The 15,872-nt window shown below is 64.2% G+C and carries 16 protein-coding genes; 11 read left to right on the forward strand and 5 right to left on the reverse strand.

The window, feature by feature from the left end; genetic code table 11:
• Positions 1-80 precede the first annotated feature (80 nt).
• Together ABIB66_RS06720 and ABIB66_RS06725 are read right to left on the reverse strand one after the other, a co-directional pair.
• The gene (locus tag ABIB66_RS06720) at positions 81-1,220 is read right to left on the reverse strand and encodes an acyl-CoA dehydrogenase family protein (protein ID WP_354206043.1); all 1,140 of its coding nucleotides are present in this window, start codon (positions 1,218-1,220) and stop codon (positions 81-83) included.
• 144 nt (positions 1,221-1,364) lie between these two features.
• Positions 1,365-2,579 (reverse strand): acyl-CoA dehydrogenase family protein, encoded by a 1,215-nt coding sequence (locus ABIB66_RS06725; protein WP_354206041.1) that lies wholly within the window; start codon positions 2,577-2,579, stop codon positions 1,365-1,367.
• A gap of 136 nt (positions 2,580-2,715) precedes the next feature.
• Between ABIB66_RS06725 and ABIB66_RS06730 the strand changes: the two genes are divergently transcribed.
• Entirely contained in the window at positions 2,716-3,261 is a 546-nt protein-coding gene (locus ABIB66_RS06730; protein WP_354254613.1) for a carboxymuconolactone decarboxylase family protein, read from the forward strand.
• Between the two features lie 90 nt (positions 3,262-3,351).
• The gene (locus ABIB66_RS06735; RefSeq protein WP_354206036.1) at positions 3,352-3,846 is read left to right on the forward strand and encodes a VOC family protein; all 495 of its coding nucleotides are present in this window, start codon (positions 3,352-3,354) and stop codon (positions 3,844-3,846) included.
• A 100-nt stretch (positions 3,847-3,946) separates the two neighbouring features.
• Here the strand turns inward: ABIB66_RS06735 and ABIB66_RS06740 are convergent, their stop codons facing one another.
• The gene (locus ABIB66_RS06740) at positions 3,947-5,185 is read right to left on the reverse strand and encodes an MFS transporter (RefSeq protein WP_354206034.1); all 1,239 of its coding nucleotides are present in this window, start codon (positions 5,183-5,185) and stop codon (positions 3,947-3,949) included.
• Between the two features lie 141 nt (positions 5,186-5,326).
• On the reverse strand, positions 5,327-6,574 hold the full coding sequence (locus ABIB66_RS06745) for an MFS transporter (protein ID WP_354206032.1): 1,248 nt from the start codon (positions 6,572-6,574) through the stop codon (positions 5,327-5,329).
• Between the two features lie 217 nt (positions 6,575-6,791).
• On the opposite strand from ABIB66_RS06745, the gene ABIB66_RS06750 reads away from it, so the two are divergent.
• Complete coding sequence (locus ABIB66_RS06750) at positions 6,792-8,858, forward strand: prolyl oligopeptidase family serine peptidase (protein WP_354206030.1); 2,067 nt, start codon at positions 6,792-6,794, stop codon at positions 8,856-8,858.
• 116 nt (positions 8,859-8,974) lie between these two features.
• On the opposite strand, the gene ABIB66_RS06755 is transcribed toward ABIB66_RS06750, so the two are convergent.
• The gene (locus ABIB66_RS06755; RefSeq protein WP_354206028.1) at positions 8,975-9,646 is read right to left on the reverse strand and encodes a DUF938 domain-containing protein; all 672 of its coding nucleotides are present in this window, start codon (positions 9,644-9,646) and stop codon (positions 8,975-8,977) included.
• Between the two features lie 257 nt (positions 9,647-9,903).
• Between ABIB66_RS06755 and soxX the strand changes: the two genes are divergently transcribed.
• From soxX to ABIB66_RS06795, 8 genes are all read left to right on the forward strand, one after another.
• On the forward strand, positions 9,904-10,257 hold the full coding sequence (gene soxX / locus ABIB66_RS06760; protein ID WP_354206026.1) for a sulfur oxidation c-type cytochrome SoxX: 354 nt from the start codon (positions 9,904-9,906) through the stop codon (positions 10,255-10,257).
• Between the two features lie 32 nt (positions 10,258-10,289).
• Entirely contained in the window at positions 10,290-10,781 is a 492-nt protein-coding gene (gene soxY / locus ABIB66_RS06765) for a thiosulfate oxidation carrier protein SoxY (protein WP_354254615.1), read from the forward strand.
• 15 nt (positions 10,782-10,796) lie between these two features.
• Positions 10,797-11,108 (forward strand): thiosulfate oxidation carrier complex protein SoxZ, encoded by a 312-nt coding sequence (gene soxZ, locus ABIB66_RS06770; protein WP_007598011.1) that lies wholly within the window; start codon positions 10,797-10,799, stop codon positions 11,106-11,108.
• Positions 11,108-11,971: a sulfur oxidation c-type cytochrome SoxA gene (soxA, locus tag ABIB66_RS06775; RefSeq protein WP_354206021.1), complete on the forward strand. Its 864-nt coding sequence runs from the start codon at positions 11,108-11,110 to the stop codon at positions 11,969-11,971. The genes soxZ and soxA overlap by 1 nt, the downstream gene beginning before the upstream one ends.
• On the forward strand, positions 11,968-12,285 hold the full coding sequence (locus ABIB66_RS06780) for a hypothetical protein (protein ID WP_354206020.1): 318 nt from the start codon (positions 11,968-11,970) through the stop codon (positions 12,283-12,285). Before soxA ends, ABIB66_RS06780 begins: the two co-directional genes overlap by 4 nt.
• Before the next feature lie 55 nt (positions 12,286-12,340).
• On the forward strand, positions 12,341-14,092 hold the full coding sequence (gene soxB / locus ABIB66_RS06785; protein WP_354206018.1) for a thiosulfohydrolase SoxB: 1,752 nt from the start codon (positions 12,341-12,343) through the stop codon (positions 14,090-14,092).
• Positions 14,089-14,547 (forward strand): DsrE family protein, encoded by a 459-nt coding sequence (locus ABIB66_RS06790; RefSeq protein WP_354206016.1) that lies wholly within the window; start codon positions 14,089-14,091, stop codon positions 14,545-14,547. Before soxB ends, ABIB66_RS06790 begins: the two co-directional genes overlap by 4 nt.
• Positions 14,548-14,814: 267 nt before the next feature.
• The gene (locus ABIB66_RS06795; RefSeq protein WP_354063836.1) at positions 14,815-15,852 is read left to right on the forward strand and encodes an MBL fold metallo-hydrolase; all 1,038 of its coding nucleotides are present in this window, start codon (positions 14,815-14,817) and stop codon (positions 15,850-15,852) included.
• Positions 15,853-15,872 lie beyond the last annotated feature (20 nt).

Genomic DNA, 15,872 nt, shown 5'->3' on the forward strand with positions numbered 1-15,872 from the left:
CGGCGTGCTGGGTCGCCCGGTCAAGCCGGGCGACGACACCGCCTGTGAGGCGACGCCCTGGACCTCACACCCGTCTCGCCTCAATACCCCCGCGCCCTTGCCAGCTGCTCGGTGTGGTAATTGGCGTCGCCGAACAATTCCTCGCACACACGCGCGCGCTTCATGAAGAAGCCGATGTCGAACTGGTCGGTCATGCCCATGCCGCCATGCATCTGCACGCCTTCCTGCACCGCGCGCGTGGCGGTGGTGCCGGCGCGGGCCTTTGCCACGGCGACGTTTGATGCGGCCTTGGCGACGTCCGTATCGAGCGCTTGCAGCGCCTTCATCACCGCGGCGCGGGTGATCTCGATGTCGACATAGAGTTCGGCGGCGCGGTGCTGCAGCGCCTGGAATTCGCCGATCAGCTTGCCGAACTGCTTGCGGCTCTTCAGGTACTCGACGGTGCGGTTGAACACTTCTTCGCTCAGGCCCACCATTTCGGAGGCCACCGCGCCGCGTCCGATATCGAGCACGCCGTCGAGCAAGCCGGCCCCCTGGTCAACTTCGCCGAGCACGCTGTCGGCATCGACCTCGACATTGGCAAGCTCGAGCCGCGCCGCATTGTGCGCGTCGACCATGATGGTGCGCTCGATCGCGACGCCCTTGGCCTTGGGATTGACCAGGAACAGCGTCAGCCCCTCGCGCTCGCCGGCCGAACCCGCGGTGCGCGCAGCGACAATGAGAAGATCGGCGACGTGACCGTCGACCACCAGCGCCTTGGCGCCGGAGAGCCTAAAACCGTTGCCGGCGCGCACGGCCTGGAGGCTGGTCTGAAGCGGGCGGTGTTTTGCGCCCTCGTCGATCGCGAGCGTCGCGAGCAGGGAGCCGTTGGAGATCTTCGGCAGATACTCCGACTTCTGCGCGGCATTGCCGCCACGGTTCAGCGCCGAGGCCGCGACCACGCTGGTGGCGAGGAAGGGCGACGGCATCAGCGTGCGGCCGATCTCCTCCATCACGACGCCGGCCTCGACATAGCCGAGCCCGCTGCCGCCGAACTCTTCCGGCACCAGCAAGCCGGCAAAACCCATCTCGGCGAAGGAATGCCAAAACTCCTTGGAGAAGCCGGTGGGATCTTTGCTATCGCGCAGATGTCGCAAATGCGACACCGGCGCCTTGTCGCTGATCAGCCCGCGCGCGCTGTCGCGGAGCATCGATTGTTCTTCGGTGAGGACGAGGGCCATGTGTGTGTTTCCGATTCGAAATTTATTCTGGTTCGTCATTCCGGGATGCGCCGAAGGCGCAGGCCCGGAATCCATTCCACCGCAGAGAATGCCGCCTGATGGATTCCGGGTTCGCGCTTTGCGCGTCCCGGAACGACGGTGGAGTTAGGCCCCCGGCAGATCGAGGATGCGCTTTGCGACAATGCCGAGCATGACCTCGGTGGTGCCGCCTTCGATCGAGTTGGCCTTGGTTCGCAGCCAAGCACGCGGCCGAGCGCCTTGCTTCGAGCGATCGCTCTCCCATTCCAGCGCATCAACGCCGCCGGCCGACATCAGGATCTCGTAACGGCGCTTGTTGAGCTCGGTGCCGTAATATTTCATCGCCGACGAGAACGCCGGATGCGCCTGGCCCGCCTTGGCGAGATCGACCGCGCGCTCTGCGCAAGCTGCAAGGGCAGCTTCGTCGACGTCGAAGCTGGCGATCCGGCCGCGCAGCATGGAATCGTCGAGCCGCCCCTGCGCATCGGTGCCGACGGAATCGGCTGCGATCTGGCCGAGCGGACGGCCGACGCCGCGTTCGCCCATGCCGGAGATCATCGCGCGCTCATGCTGGAGCAGATATTTTGCGACGTCCCAGCCGCGATTGACGATGCCGACCACATGCGATTTCGGCACGCGGACATTGTCGAAGAACGTCTCGCAGAACGGCGAGTAGCCGGAGATAAGGAGGATCGGCTTGGTCGTCACGCCCTTTGAGGTCATGTCGAACAGGATGAAGCTGATGCCGTCGTGCTTCTTCGCGGCGGGATCGGTGCGGACGAGGCAGAAGATCCAGTCGGCGTAGTTGGCGTAGGACGTCCAGATCTTCGACCCCGTGATCACGAAATCATCGCCATCGCTCTCGGCGCGGGTCTGGAGCGACGCGAGATCGGAGCCGGCGTTCGGCTCGGAATAGCCCTGGCACCAGCGGATCAAGCCCGCCGCGATTTTCGGCAGGTGCTCTTTCTTCTGGGCATCGTTGCCGTATTTCAAAAGCGCCGGCCCGAGCATCCAGATGCCGAAGCTCGACAGCGGCGGCCGCGCGCCGATTCGTCCCATCTCCGCGCGCAGCACCTTGTGCTCGGCAGCGCTCAGGCCACCGCCGCCATATTCTTTCGGCCAATCAGGCACGGTCCAGCCCTTGTCGCGCATGCGCTCGAACCAGATGCGCTGCGGCTCGGACGAAAACTTTGCGTTACGTCCGCCCCAGAACACGTCGGCATCTGATGTTGCGGGCTTGCGCATCTCCGGCGGGCAGTTGGCCTCGAGCCACGCACGTGTTTCGCTGCGGAATGTTTCGAGATCGGCGGTCTCAGTCTCGCTGGTCCTGGAGTCAGTCATTGGTCGTTTCCATCAATTAAAATCGGCTTGTTGGGCGCGACTCTGGGCCAAGCTCCCGCGGAATTCAACCACTTCCGTGTCACGCATCGGCTATAGTCGCGACTACGGCGAGCTTGAAAACAAAGAGGAAACAACAATGCGCCTGAAGCTTCTTTCGCCTGGCGAAATGAACGAGAGCCAGCGGCAGACATATGACGAGTCGATTGCCGGCAAGCGCGGCAAGCCGCCGGCGCCGATGATGGCCTGGCTCAATAGCCCCGACATGGCCCGTCACGCCACGCGGCTCGGCGAGGTCCTGCGCTACGACACGATCTTCCCCGCGAAGCTCGCGGAGATCGCGATCCTGGTGACGGCGCGGCACTGGACCGCGCATTACGAATGGTATGCGCACAAGCGCCTCGCGCTTGCCGGCGGCATGAAGCCCGACATCATCGACGCCATCCGCGACCGCCGCACGCCCGTCTTCGACGATCCCAAGGCCAAGATGATCTACGACGTTGCGAAGTCGCTGCATGAGGGCCACGGCGTCGAGAGGGGCCTCTATGACGCGGCGGTGAAGCTGCTCGGCGAGCGCGGCGTGGTCGAGGTGATTGGTCTCTGCGGCTATTACACCTTGGTGTCGATGACGCTGAACACGTTTGAGTTCGAGCTGCCGGAGGGCGAGTTGCGGGAGCTGTCATAGTTTCGCATATGGAAACGCTGGGTTTCGGGATAGGTCAGTAGCACTGCTCCGAGGCTCGCCTTATGTGGGAATGGTCAACGGAGCAACCACATGTCGCAGAACCAAGCCGTCGCCGCCGGCACCAGGATTGGCCACGTTCACCTCAAGGTCGCCGATCTCGACCGCGCGCTCGGCTTCTATTGCGGCGTGCTCGGTTTCGAGCTGATGCAGCGCATGGGCTCCGGCGCGGCCTTCATCTCGGCCGGCGGCTATCATCACCACATCGGGCTCAACACCTGGGAGAGCAAAGGCGGCTCGCCGCCGCTGCCAGGCACGACCGGGCTCTATCACACCGCGATCCTCTATCCGACGCGGTCCGCGCTGGCGGATGCGCTGCACCGCGTGCTCTCGGCCGGCATCGCGCTCGACGGGGCCAGCGACCATGGCGTGTCCGAAGCGCTCTATTTGCGCGATCCGGACCAGAATGGCGTGGAGCTGTATTGGGACAAGCCGCGGGAGCAATGGCCGTTCGGGCCGGATGGCAAGCTGTCGATGTTTACGAAGCGACTGGATGTGGAGGAGCTGCTGAAGCAGCGGGACGCGTGACGCCGTAGTGATTGCGTAGGGTGGGTTAGCCGAAGGCGTAACCCACCTCTTTCGCCTCCGCGGAGGCAAACAATGGTGGGTTACGCTTCGCTAACCCACCCTACGAAAGCTTTGCTCGCGGCTTCCCCCGCACCATGATCAACGCCGCCGCTGCTACCTCCAGGGCAATACACAGATAGAACGGCAGCTCATAGCCACCGGAGAAGTCGCGCATAAAGCCGACCACGCCGGGGCCGAACGCATAGGTCACCTGGTTGATCGCGGTGTTGAGGCTGATCAGCACTCCGAACGAGGCGGAATCGAATTCCTGCTGTACGATCAGCGACGGCAGCGTGATGAGATTGCCGACCGAGAAGCCGAACAATGCGCAGGCGGCGATCAGCACGTAGTCATTGTGCAAATTGATGACGACGAGAAGCGCCGCGGCCTGACTCAGGAACGACAGCGCCGAGGCGAGCCGCTGGTTGAGACGGTCGATCACCAGCGAGAACAGCACCCTGCCGATCACCGCCATCGCGGTCAGCACCGCAACCGCGACGGCCGCGCGTTCGCGCCCGATCACGGGATCGAGGAACGAGATCAGGTGGACGATGAAGCCCACCTGCGCGAACAGCACCAAAGCAAAGGCTATGGTCACCGTGAGGAAGCCGACATCGCGCAACGCCTGGTTGCGGATTTGCGCCGACGATTGCGGCTTCGTTTTCGTCGCGGCGCGCCGTCCGTGGAGATCGGGCGGGCGGCCGACGACAATCAGGATCGCTGGCAGGAGCAGCACCAGCATGGCGCCGGCGACGGTGAACATCGCGCTGGCGAAGCCGACATGACCAATCAGGGTCACCAGCAGCGGCACGCCGACGATGCCGCCGAAGCTTGCGCCGTTCAGCGCGAGGCTGATGGCCATGCCGCGCTTGTGGTCGAACCACAGGCTGATCGTGTTGGTGATCATGGCCAAACTCGTGCCGGCCCAGCCGAAGGCGAGCACGGCATTCGCGAGATAAAGCTGCCACGGCTCGCGCACCGCGCCGATCGCGACCGCCGCAGCCGACATCGCCAGCGTCCCCGCGATCAGGCCGAGACGCGGGCCGTATTTGTTGACGGCCTCGCCGACGAAGACGACGAGCAGCGCGCCGAACAGATAGAAGAACGTCGTGGCGGATGAGATCAGCGAGGCCGACCAGCCGTGCGCGCGCTGGAGCTCGGCGACATAAACGCTCTGGCCGTAGAAGCCGAGCCCCCAGCCGAAGGTCGCGAGCAGGAAGCAGACCGCAACGATGCGCCAGCCTTCGTAGCGGAGCGAGGATTCGTCGACGGATGCGTCGTATCGGGGGTTGTCGAGCATTTGCGCTTGTCCTTCGTTTCCCCCGCGAGCGCCGTGCTTCACGCTCGCCTGTTCATGACGAGCATCATGTAACAACCCAGACATCGGAAATCACTTCGACCTGGATCGAACTATCAACGCTGCTGACAGCCTCCCGCCACCTCAGATCGCATCCGGGAACTCGCCCATGGCCGCGTCCAGCCGCGCCTTGCGGCGGCGGGCAAAGGACGCCAGCGAGAGCACGGCGAGACCGAGTGCTACCGGTGGGAACACCACCATGTTCACTGCGGACCAGCCGTAACTGGCGAGCAATTGGCCGGACGAGAACGAGCCGATCGCCATCATGCCGAACACCAGGAAATCGTTGAAGGCCTGCACCTTGTTGCGCTCCTGCGGCCGGTGCGTCTCCAAGACCAGCGCTGAGGCGCCGATGAAGGAGAAATTCCAGCCGATACCGAGCACGATCAGCGTGGCCCAGAAATGCATCGCGGTGATGCCGGACAGGCCGATGCCGGCCGCGCCGGCCTCCAGCAGCAGGCCGGCGGCAACGACCTTCCGCGCGCCGAAGCGGGCTATCAGCGCGCCCGTGAAGAAGCTCGGCCCGTACATGGCGACGATGTGCCATTGAATGCCGAAATTGGAATCGGAAACGCTCAAGCCGCACAGCTTCATGGCGAGCGGCGCCGAGGTCATTACCAGATTCATCATGGGGTAGGAGATGACGCCGCACAGCGCCGCCGCGATGAAGCGCGGCTGGGTCACGATGTCGAGCAGCGGCCGCCCGCCGTGAAGATCGGCCGGCGCCGGCTTCGGCATGTCGACGCCGGCGACGATGCCCATGGCGATGAGCGCGACAGCCGCCTGGACCAGGAAGCTGAAGGCGAACAGATAAGGCTGCCAGACATCCATGGTCCATTGCACGAGCTGCGGACCGAGCACGCCGGCGAACACGCCGCCCGCCATCACCCAGGACACCGCCTTGGGTCGATAGGCAGCACTGGCGCCGTCGGCGGCAGCAAAGCGATAGGACTGCGCCACCGCGCCGTAGAGGCCGCCGAGAAAAGTCGCCAGACAGAACAACGGAAACGAAGCGTGCAGGATCGCGAAACAGCCGAGCAAACCGGTCAGCGCGCCCAGACCGGTGCCGACGATGAAAGCGACGCGGCGGCCGAAGCGTCGCGAGATCGCGCCGGTCGGCAGCGTGCCGGCGGCGAGGCCGAGCACATACATCGAGATAGGCACTGTCGCGAACGAGACGTCGGGCGCGAGCGTCGCGCCGACGATCGCGCCGGTGGCGAAGATCACGGCAGAGTTGGCGCCGGTCAGCGCCTGCGCGGCGGCAAGGCGCACCACATTGCCGCGCACGCGAGCGTCGGCGGCGATCTCATTGGCTGCAGTCACATCCAGCATCGGCATTTCCGCCCCAACGGGCATTCGAGGGGCTTCAAAGGCTTTCAAGGGCTCGCTTGATTCCCGGCACTATGGCGGGGCGCGGGAGGGCGGGCAACCGGCGCAAACGGGCGCAGGCCATGTCTCTGACGCAATCGGGCCGATGATAATGGGCCGCGCACTTGACGGCTTGCGCTTGATCAAATCCTATCCGCCGCGACCTTCCGGAGTTTCGTTCATGTCCGTCGACGACAGGCCTACGCTCAGCGCTCCCGACGACGATCCCTGGCTCTGGCTGGAGGAGATCGAAGGCAAGCAGGCGCTCGATTTCGTCACGCGGCAGAACAGCTTGACGCTCGACGCGTTCGGCGGAGCGGCCTTCGCGCGCGACCGCGATATCCTCGCGGCGATCTACGATCGTCCGGACAACATTCCCTATGTCAGCCGGCGCGGCGACGAACTGCACAATCTCTGGAAGGACGCCACCAACCCGCGCGGCCTGTGGCGGAAGACTTCGCTTGCGGAGTTCCGCAAACCGCATCCCACGTGGGAGATCATGCTGGATGTCGACCAGCTCGCGGTGCGCGAAGGCGAGGACTGGCTGCTGAGCGGCATCACCACACAGAAGGGAAGCGCGCGCGCCATTTTGAGTCTGTCGCGCGGTGGCAGCGACGCCGTCACCTTGCGGGAATTCGACCTCGACACCAAGAGTTTCGTTGCGGACGGATTTGCGCTGTCGGAAGCCAAGGGCGGCGCCGATTGGCTCGATGCCGACACGCTGCTGCTGTCGAGCGCCCATGGCGAAGGCATGGCGACGAGTTCAGGATATTCGCGGACGGTTCGCCTGTGGCGGCGTGGGCAGCCTGTCGATCAGGCGCAAACGATCATCGAGACCACGGCCGATCACATGGCGATCTCCGGCATGGTCGACGACACCGCCGCGCCCCCGCGCAGCTGGATCGTCGACCAGATCGATTTCTTTAATCATGCGCTCTGGCTGCGCGATGCCGACGGCACGACGACGAAGCTCGATCTGCCGACCGGCATCTGGATGCAGGCGCATGGCGACTGGTTCGCGATGAAGCTGCGCGAAGCCTGGTCGATCGAGGGCAGAACCTATGCCGCCGATACCGTGCTCGGCATGTCGCTCTCGGCGTTCCTTGCCGGCAGCCGCGATTTCGCGGCGTTGTTCGAGCCGGAACCTCGCCGCGCCCTGCAGGGTCTGTTCTGGGCTGGGGGCAGGCTGGTGCTGTCGATCCTCGACGAGCTCCAGCCGCAATTCGAGATCTGTACGCCGTCCGCCACAAGCTGGAGCCGCGCGTCGCTCGGCGGCCTGCCGCAGATCGGCGTCGTCGATATCTGGCCGCTGGATCGCCATCCCTCCGAGAGCAACGGCGACTTGCTTGCCAACGTGCAGGATCCGCTGACGCCGCCGTCGCTGCTGCTGATGGAGCGCGGCGTCGCGAGCCCGACCGTGTTGAAGCAGGCGCCGAAAACATTCAACGCGGACGGTCTTGTGGTGACCCAGCACGAGGCGATCTCGATCGACGGCGAGCGCATTCCCTATGTGCAGACCGGCCCCAGCGGCGAGACCGGCGATGCACCGGTCTATATGAGCGCCTATGGCGGCTTCGCCCATTCGGTGAAGCCGTATTACAACGCATCGCTGGGCAAGCTGTGGCTGGAGCGCGGCGGCACGACGGTGCAGGCGAATTTGCGCGGCGGCGGCGAATTCGGCACACGCTGGCACGATGCCGGCCGGCTCGCCGGAAAGAAGCTGTCGCATGATGATTTCGCCGCCGTTGCCGCCGATCTCGTCCGCCGCGGCGTGACGACAGCAAAGCGCATCGCCGCACAGGGCGGATCGAACGGCGGCATCCTCATCACCAACATGCTGGTGCGATACCCCGATCGTTTCGGCGCGCTGTTCTGCACCATCCCGCTGGTCGACATGCGCCGCTACACAAAACTGCTCGCGGGCGCGAGCTGGATTGCGGAATATGGCGATCCCGACAAGCCGGAGGAGTGGGACTGGCTGAAGACCTACTCCGCCTATCACAACGTCAAAGCCGGCCAACCCTATCCGCCAATCCTGATCGCCACCACGCGGCGCGACGACCGTGTCCATCCCGGGCATGCGCGCAAGATGGCGGCAAAGCTCCAGGCCCTGGGCTACGAGGCCTGGTTTTACGAGCCTGAAGCGGGCGGCCACGGCTACGGCAAGGACAACAAGGAGCGCGCGGGGTTCGAGGTGATTGGTTTTCGGTTTTTGAAAGACAAGATCGGGTGGAAGGACGAGGGCTAGCGTTTGCGGGGCTGACGTTTCGGCATCGTCATGGCCGGGCTTGCCCCGGCCATCCACGCCTTGGCTGGTGCACGAAGAACGTGGATGCCCGGGACAAGCCCGGGCATGACGACGTCCTATCGCGCGAATACCAAGGTCAGATTATTCGCCGGCATGTCGATCGTATCGACGAGGCGAAGACCTGCGCCGCGGGCGAGCGCCTCGACATCGCTGATGTCACGCACGCCCCAGTCGGGATTGCCTTCACGCAGGGACGTGTCGAACACGGCATTGCTGAGCGCGATGTGCTTGCCGCCGCGCTTGAACGGGCCGTAAAGGAACAGCTCGCCGTCGGCCCGCAAATAGCGGCCGGCGCCGGCGAACAGGCCCTCGGCGACGCTCCATGGCGCGATGTGGATGACATTGGCGCAGAACACCGCGGCAAGACTTGACGGCGCCTGCCCGCTTTTCATCTCCGGGCACCAATCGGGATCGGTGAGATCGATCCGCAGCGGCGAACGGATGTTTTTCAGGCCTGAATGAATGCGCCAAGCCTCGATGCTCTTGAGATGGCGCTGGTTGAGATCGCTGGGCCACCAGATCAGGCCGGGCGTGTGACGGGCGAAATAGACCACGTGCTGGCCGGTTCCGCTGCCGAGCTCGACCACATTGCCGGTGCAGCCGGCGAGATGCTGTTCCAGTGCCGCCCAGAGCGGCTCGTGATTGCGATGAAATGCCGGTGCGTCGAGCCGCCCATCGGACTCGACCCGACCGCCATCCCTGCCGAATTCGACGACATATTCAGCCAAGTGAGGTCCCCTTGAAAAAACGAGAACGCGATGAAAACAGGTTGAGCGGCAAAACGCTCAGGAACAGCCGGCCCGCGCCACGCCCTAAACTCTCGGGCCAAATCGGCTGAACAAATAATCTCATTAGTTGCAATGGGGAAGATATTAACTCCATTTTGTCGCGTGCATAGTCTTGATTGTCAGACGGTGCCCTTTGTGCTTTGGAACGCTTCTATTTCGCCATCGAGACCAACGCTATAACGCCTCGGAATGACGCCTTGACCGCCTTTTCCCGGACGCCCGTTCTGTTCTTCTTGCTGGCCATTTCCGCCGGCCTCGCCAGCCCGGCGTGGGCGCAGTCCGCTGTGGCCGACGGCCGGAAACTCGCTTTCGACCGCGGCAAGGGCAATTGCCTGACCTGCCATGTCATCAGGGGTGGCGACCTGCCGGGAACGATCGGGCCGGAACTGAAGGACCTCAAGGCCAAGTACCCCGATCGCAACGAGCTGGCCGCGATCATCTTCGACGAGACCAAGCGCAATCCGCAGACCATGATGCCGCCGTTCGGCCGGAACCGGATTTTGACCGAACAGGAGATCAGCGCGATCGTTGATTTCCTGCAGACCCTGTGACTTCAGGCACGAGATTGCCCAGGAGACCCGAGATGACCACACTCACCGGCCCTACCGCGACGCGGCGCCTGATCCTTCAGGGCGCAGCCTCGGTCGCGCTGCTCGGCCTCGGCAATCTGCCGTTCGGTGCCGCTCCCGCGCGGGCCGCGGCCAACGACAAATATCCGGAAGAGGCCTTCAAGCAGAAGGGCGAGGCGGATGCCATGAAGGCGCTCTACGGCAAAACCGCCGAGCCCTCCGACAAGATCAAGCTGGACGCCCCCGAGATCGCCGAAAACGGCGGCGTGGTGCCGATCTCGGTGACGACGACGCTCGACAAGGTCACCTCGATCTCGTTCTTCGTGGCCGAGAACCCGAACGCGCTGGCCGCGTCCTACAGGATTCCCGAAGGCACGATCCCTGCTGTCGCCAACCGCTTGAAGATGGCCAAGACCACCAACGTGGTCGCGATCGTGGAGGCCGACGGCAAGCTCTACAGCGCGACCAAGGAAGTCAAAGTCACCGTCGGCGGCTGCGGCGGCTAAGCGAGGAAGTTCGAGATGGCATCCAGCATTCGCGTCCGCGCCACCGCCAACGGCGACATCACGGAGGTGCAGGCGCTGATCCAGCACCCCATGGATACCGGCTTCGTCAAGGACGCCAAAGGCGAGCTGATCCCGGCGCATTACATCCAGCAGCTGAAATTCGAATGTAACGGCAAGGACGTCTTCGTTGCCGATTGGGGCACCGCGATCTCGAAGGACCCCTACGTCAAGTTCAGCTTCAAGGGGGCCAAGAAGGGCGACGATCTCAAGGTCTCCTGGACGGATAACAAGGGTGCGTCGGATACGACCACCGCGAAGATCTCGTGATGACGGCCCGTACCTCCATCCTGCTTGGTTCGCTGAGCGCCGCGCTCGTCGCGTTGGCCCTCACCTCTCCGCGCGTGGTGGCGGCCGACAAGGTCGATCCCGTTGCCGATGCCAAGGCATTCCAGAACTTCTTCTTTCAGAAATTCCCGACCGTGAAGCACGAGGACTTCGTCAACGGCCCCTATTCCATGAACGAGGACATGAAGCGGCAGTGGCAGGAGAAGGAGGAATTCCCGCCCTACGAGTTCGCGCTCGACGCCGGCAAGGAGATGTTCGCCACCCCGTTCAAGAACGGCAAGACCTATGCCGACTGCTTCCCGAACGGCGGCATCGGCATCCGCCAGAACTATCCTTATTTCGACGAGAAGGAAGGCAAGGTCGTCACGCTGGAACTGGCGCTCAACCGCTGCCGCGAGGCCAATGGCGAGGCGCCCTATTCCTACGTCAAGGACGAGATGGCCTCGCTCACCGCCTACATGGCCTTCACCTCGCGCGGCAAGCCGATGGACATCAAGATCCCCGACGATCCTCGCGCGCTCGCGGCCTTCGAGAACGGCAAGCGCTATTTCTACACGCGCCGCGGCCAGATGAATTTCTCCTGCGCGAGCTGCCATGTGCAGAGCCCGGGCGAGCGCATCCGCGCCGAGATCCTGGCGCCGGCGCTCGGCATTCTGAACGCGATGCCGATCTACCGCTCCGAATGGAGCGGCATGGGCACGACCAGCCGCCGCTTCGTCACCTGCAACAGCCAGACCCGCGCGGTTCCGCTGGAGCCGCAGGCGGATGAATACCGCGATGTCGAATATTTCCTGTCCTACGTCGCCAACGGCCTGCCGATATCGGGACCGGGAGCGCGGCCATGAACCGGTCACTTGCCGTCGCCATGTTCCTCGCCTTGCTGCTCGCTTTGGGCCTCGCGCCAGCGGCGCGCGCGGCGAATGAGGCAGACTACAAGACGGCCTATTCCGCCGCCGAAGCTGCCGCGAAGGAGGCTGCCAGCTTGCGCCACCAATGGACCGTGACCGTCTCGGCGCTGGCCGCCGCAAAGAAGGCAGCCGATGGCGGCGATTTCGACCGCGCCGTGGCCGCAGCGAGGGAGGCCGAGGCGCTGGCGAAGGCGTCGATCTTCCAGGCGATTTCCGAAAAAGAAGCCTGGAAGGCGATGGAAATCCGCTAGACTGTTCGCTCCTGCAACAGCCTTGCGACCATGAGAGGGCGCGGAGAATTTCTGGATGGCGATCCGCCGCCGCGATTTCCTGAAGAATGCAGGCCTTGCTGCCGCATCGCTCAGCCTGCCGCGGCTTGCGCGCGGTGCTGAGGCCGCGAGCATTTACGACCTCGAACGGTTCGGCAATGCGCGCATCCTTCACCTCACCGACACCCATGCGCAACTCAATCCGGTCTATTTTCGCGAGCCCAGCGTCAATATCGGGATCGGCGAGATGGCCGGACGGCCGCCGCATCTGGTCGGCCGCGCCTTCCTCGACCGCTTCGGCATCAGGCCCGACAGCGCGGACGCCTATGCCTTCAGCTGCTTCGAGTTCGAGAAGTCCGCAGGCCGCTTCGGCAAGCTCGGTGGCTTCGCCCATCTGAAGACGCTGATCGACCGCTTGCGCGGCGATGCCGGCGAAAAACGCTCCGTGCTCGTCGACGGCGGCGATCTCTGGCAAGGCACGGGACTCGCCAATATCATGCAGGGCCGCGACATGGTCGAGGCCGCAAACCTGCTCGGTATCGAGGCGATGACCGGGCATTGGGAATTCACCTACGGCGAGCAGGCGCTGCGCGACAATCTCGCGCGCTTCAAGGGCGAGTTCCTGGCGCAGAACGTTTTCCTGACCGAGGAAGCCGCATTCAACGACGCCCCCGCCTTCGACAGGGCGACGGGACGCGTGTTCAAGCCCTCCGTGATCAAGGAGCTCGGCGGCCATCGCGTCGCCATCGTCGGCCAGGCCTTCCCTTACGTGCCGATCGCGCATCCCAAACGATTCACGCCGGACTGGACCTTCGGCATCCGCGAGGAAGAACTCCAGAAGCATGTCGATGGCTTGCGCGGCACCGACAAGGTCGATGCGGTCATCCTGCTGTCGCACAACGGCATGGACGTCGATCTCAAGCTCGCAAGCCGCGTCACCGGCATCGACGTCATCCTCGGTGGCCACACCCATGATGCGATCCCGCAGCCGATCGCAGTGAAGAATGCGAGCGGCACCACGCTCGTCACCAATGCCGGATCCAACGGAAAATTCCTTGCCGTGCTCGATCTCGCGCTCGACAAAGGCAAGGTCGGCGACGTCAGATATCATCTGCTGCCGGTCTATTCCGAGCTGTTGAAGCCCGATCCTGGGATGGCAGAACTGATCGGCCGGCTGCGGGCGCCCTTCGTTACCGATTGGTCGGACAAGATCGCGGCGCCCGATCGCCTGCTGTATCGCCGCGATAATTTCGCCGGCCCGGTCGACGAGCTGATCTGCAGTGCGCTGCGCACCGAGCTCGACGCCGAGATCGCGCTGTCGCCGGGCTTCCGCTGGGGCGTCACCGCCCTCTCCGGCCAGCCGCTGACAATGGAGGATTTGCTGGCGGAAACCGCCATCAGCTATCCCGAGAGCTATGTGCAGGAGATGACCGGCGCGCAGATCAAGGACGTGCTGGAAGACGTCTGCGACAATCTCTTCAATACCGATCCTTATTACCAGCAGGGCGGCGACATGGTGCGCGCCGGCGGGCTCAGCTACACCTGCACGCCGACGGCGGCGATCGGCAGCCGCATCTCGGAGCTGAAGCTCAATGGCGGCAAGGCGCTCAGTGCCAGCCACCGCTACAAGGTCGCGGGCTGGGCCTCGGTCAACGGCCAGCAGGGCGCGCCGGTGTGGGATGTGGTGGCAAAATATCTGCGCTCGGGCCGGATGTTTCAGGAGCGGCTCGGCTCCGGCGTCACGCTGAAAGGCGTCGAGGGCAATCCGGGCATCGCAGGACAGGGATGATGCGGGCGCAAACCCTATCCGCGATGCTGCTGGCGCTGCTCGCATGGACGGCGACGCCGACGGCTTTTGCGCAACAGGTGCCGCTCCAGGACAAGCCGTTCGCCGAGCACAAGATCGTGCTGCAGCTCTCCGATGGCGAGGCGAGGAAGCAGGCTCTGGTGCTCAGCGTCGCCAACAATTTGCTGAAGGCCTACGACCCCGACAAGGTCGCGATCGAGGTGGTGGCGTTCGGTCCCGACATTGATCTCCTGTTGTCAGGCAGCGAGCGCCGCAAGCAGGTCGAGAGCCTGATCGCGCAAGGCGTACGCTTCGACATCTGCCTCAACACCGTCGACACGATCGAGCGGGAGACGGGCAAGCGGCCGGATTTCATCCCCTCGGCGACACCGGTGCAGGTCGGGGTGGGGCAGATCCTGTTTCTCAGCGAGAACGGGTACACATTGGTGCGGCCCTGAGCCTTTTGTCGGGGCAAAGCGTCGCGGCACACTCGGTGTCATCGCCCGCGAAGGCGGGCGATCCAGTACTCCGAGACGGCGAGGGTACGGAGAGGGCGCGGCTGGATTCCCCGCCTTCGCGGGGAATGACGGCGGTGGCCGGGTGACGCCCGCCCGCCCGTCACAGGAATAAAAATCTTCCAAATTTTCTTGCTTACACAGTGAATTGCTTCTCTTGTGAGCCCGAAATGTAGTAGAATCTCCGGGTAATTCACGCCGGGTCTTGCCATGATTTTCCGCCAGCTCTTCGACAGTGTTTCGGGTACCTACAGCTATCTCCTGGCGAGCCGCGCCGGCGGCGAGGCGCTGATCCTCGATCCCGTGCTGGAGAAGGTCGACCGCTACTGCCAGCTGCTGCGCGAGCTTGATCTCAAGCTGGTCAAGGCCGTGGATACCCATCTACATGCCGACCACGTCACCGGCCTTGGCGAGCTGCGCGATCGCACCCATTGCATGACGGTGATGGGCGACCAGACCAAGGCCGACGTGGTGGCGATGCGGGTTGCCGACGGCGACAAGGTGACGATCGAGGGCCTGGCGCTCGACGTGATGTACACGCCTGGCCACACCGACGATTCCTATTCCTATTTGATGGGCGACCGCGTCTTCACCGGCGACACGCTGCTGATCCGCGGCACCGGCCGCACCGATTTCCAGAACGGCTCGTCGCGCGCGCAGTACGATTCGATCTTCAACCGCCTGCTCAAGCTGCCCGACGAGACCATGGTGTTCCCGGCGCATGACTACAAGGGCGACACCGTCTCCACCATCGGCGAGGAGAAGCGCTACAATCCACGGCTCCAAGTGCGCTCGGTCGACGACTATATCGAGCTGATGGCCAATCTGAAGCTGCCCAATCCGAAGATGATGGACGTCGCGGTGCCCGCCAACATGCATGTCGGCCTGCACCAGGAGGAGCTGGAGAAAGAGGGTCGCGCGCTCCGCGCCGTCGAGGCGATCCGCAGCCTCGGCCGTCCCGATATCCTGCTGGTCGATTTGCGCGAGACCAATGAGCGCATGAAGCACGGCATGCTCGAAGGCGCACTGCATACGCCCTATCCGTCCGTTGAAGACAGCCTCAAGCCCGGCGGCATGCTGCGCGAGGTCGCGGCCGCCACCGGCCGCCGCGTCGTGTTCTTCTGCGCCTTCGGCGAACGCTCTGCGATGGCTGTCGCCGCCGCCAAGGAGGCCGGGCTCACCAACACCGCCCACATCGCCGGCGGTATCGATGCCTGGAAGAAGGCCGGCGGCCCGGTGGTGCACTGAGCGCCCTTGCCGCCGTTCTT

This window comes from Bradyrhizobium sp. F1.13.3 (assembly GCF_040548265.1).
Classification (GTDB): Bacteria; Pseudomonadota; Alphaproteobacteria; order Rhizobiales; family Xanthobacteraceae; genus Bradyrhizobium.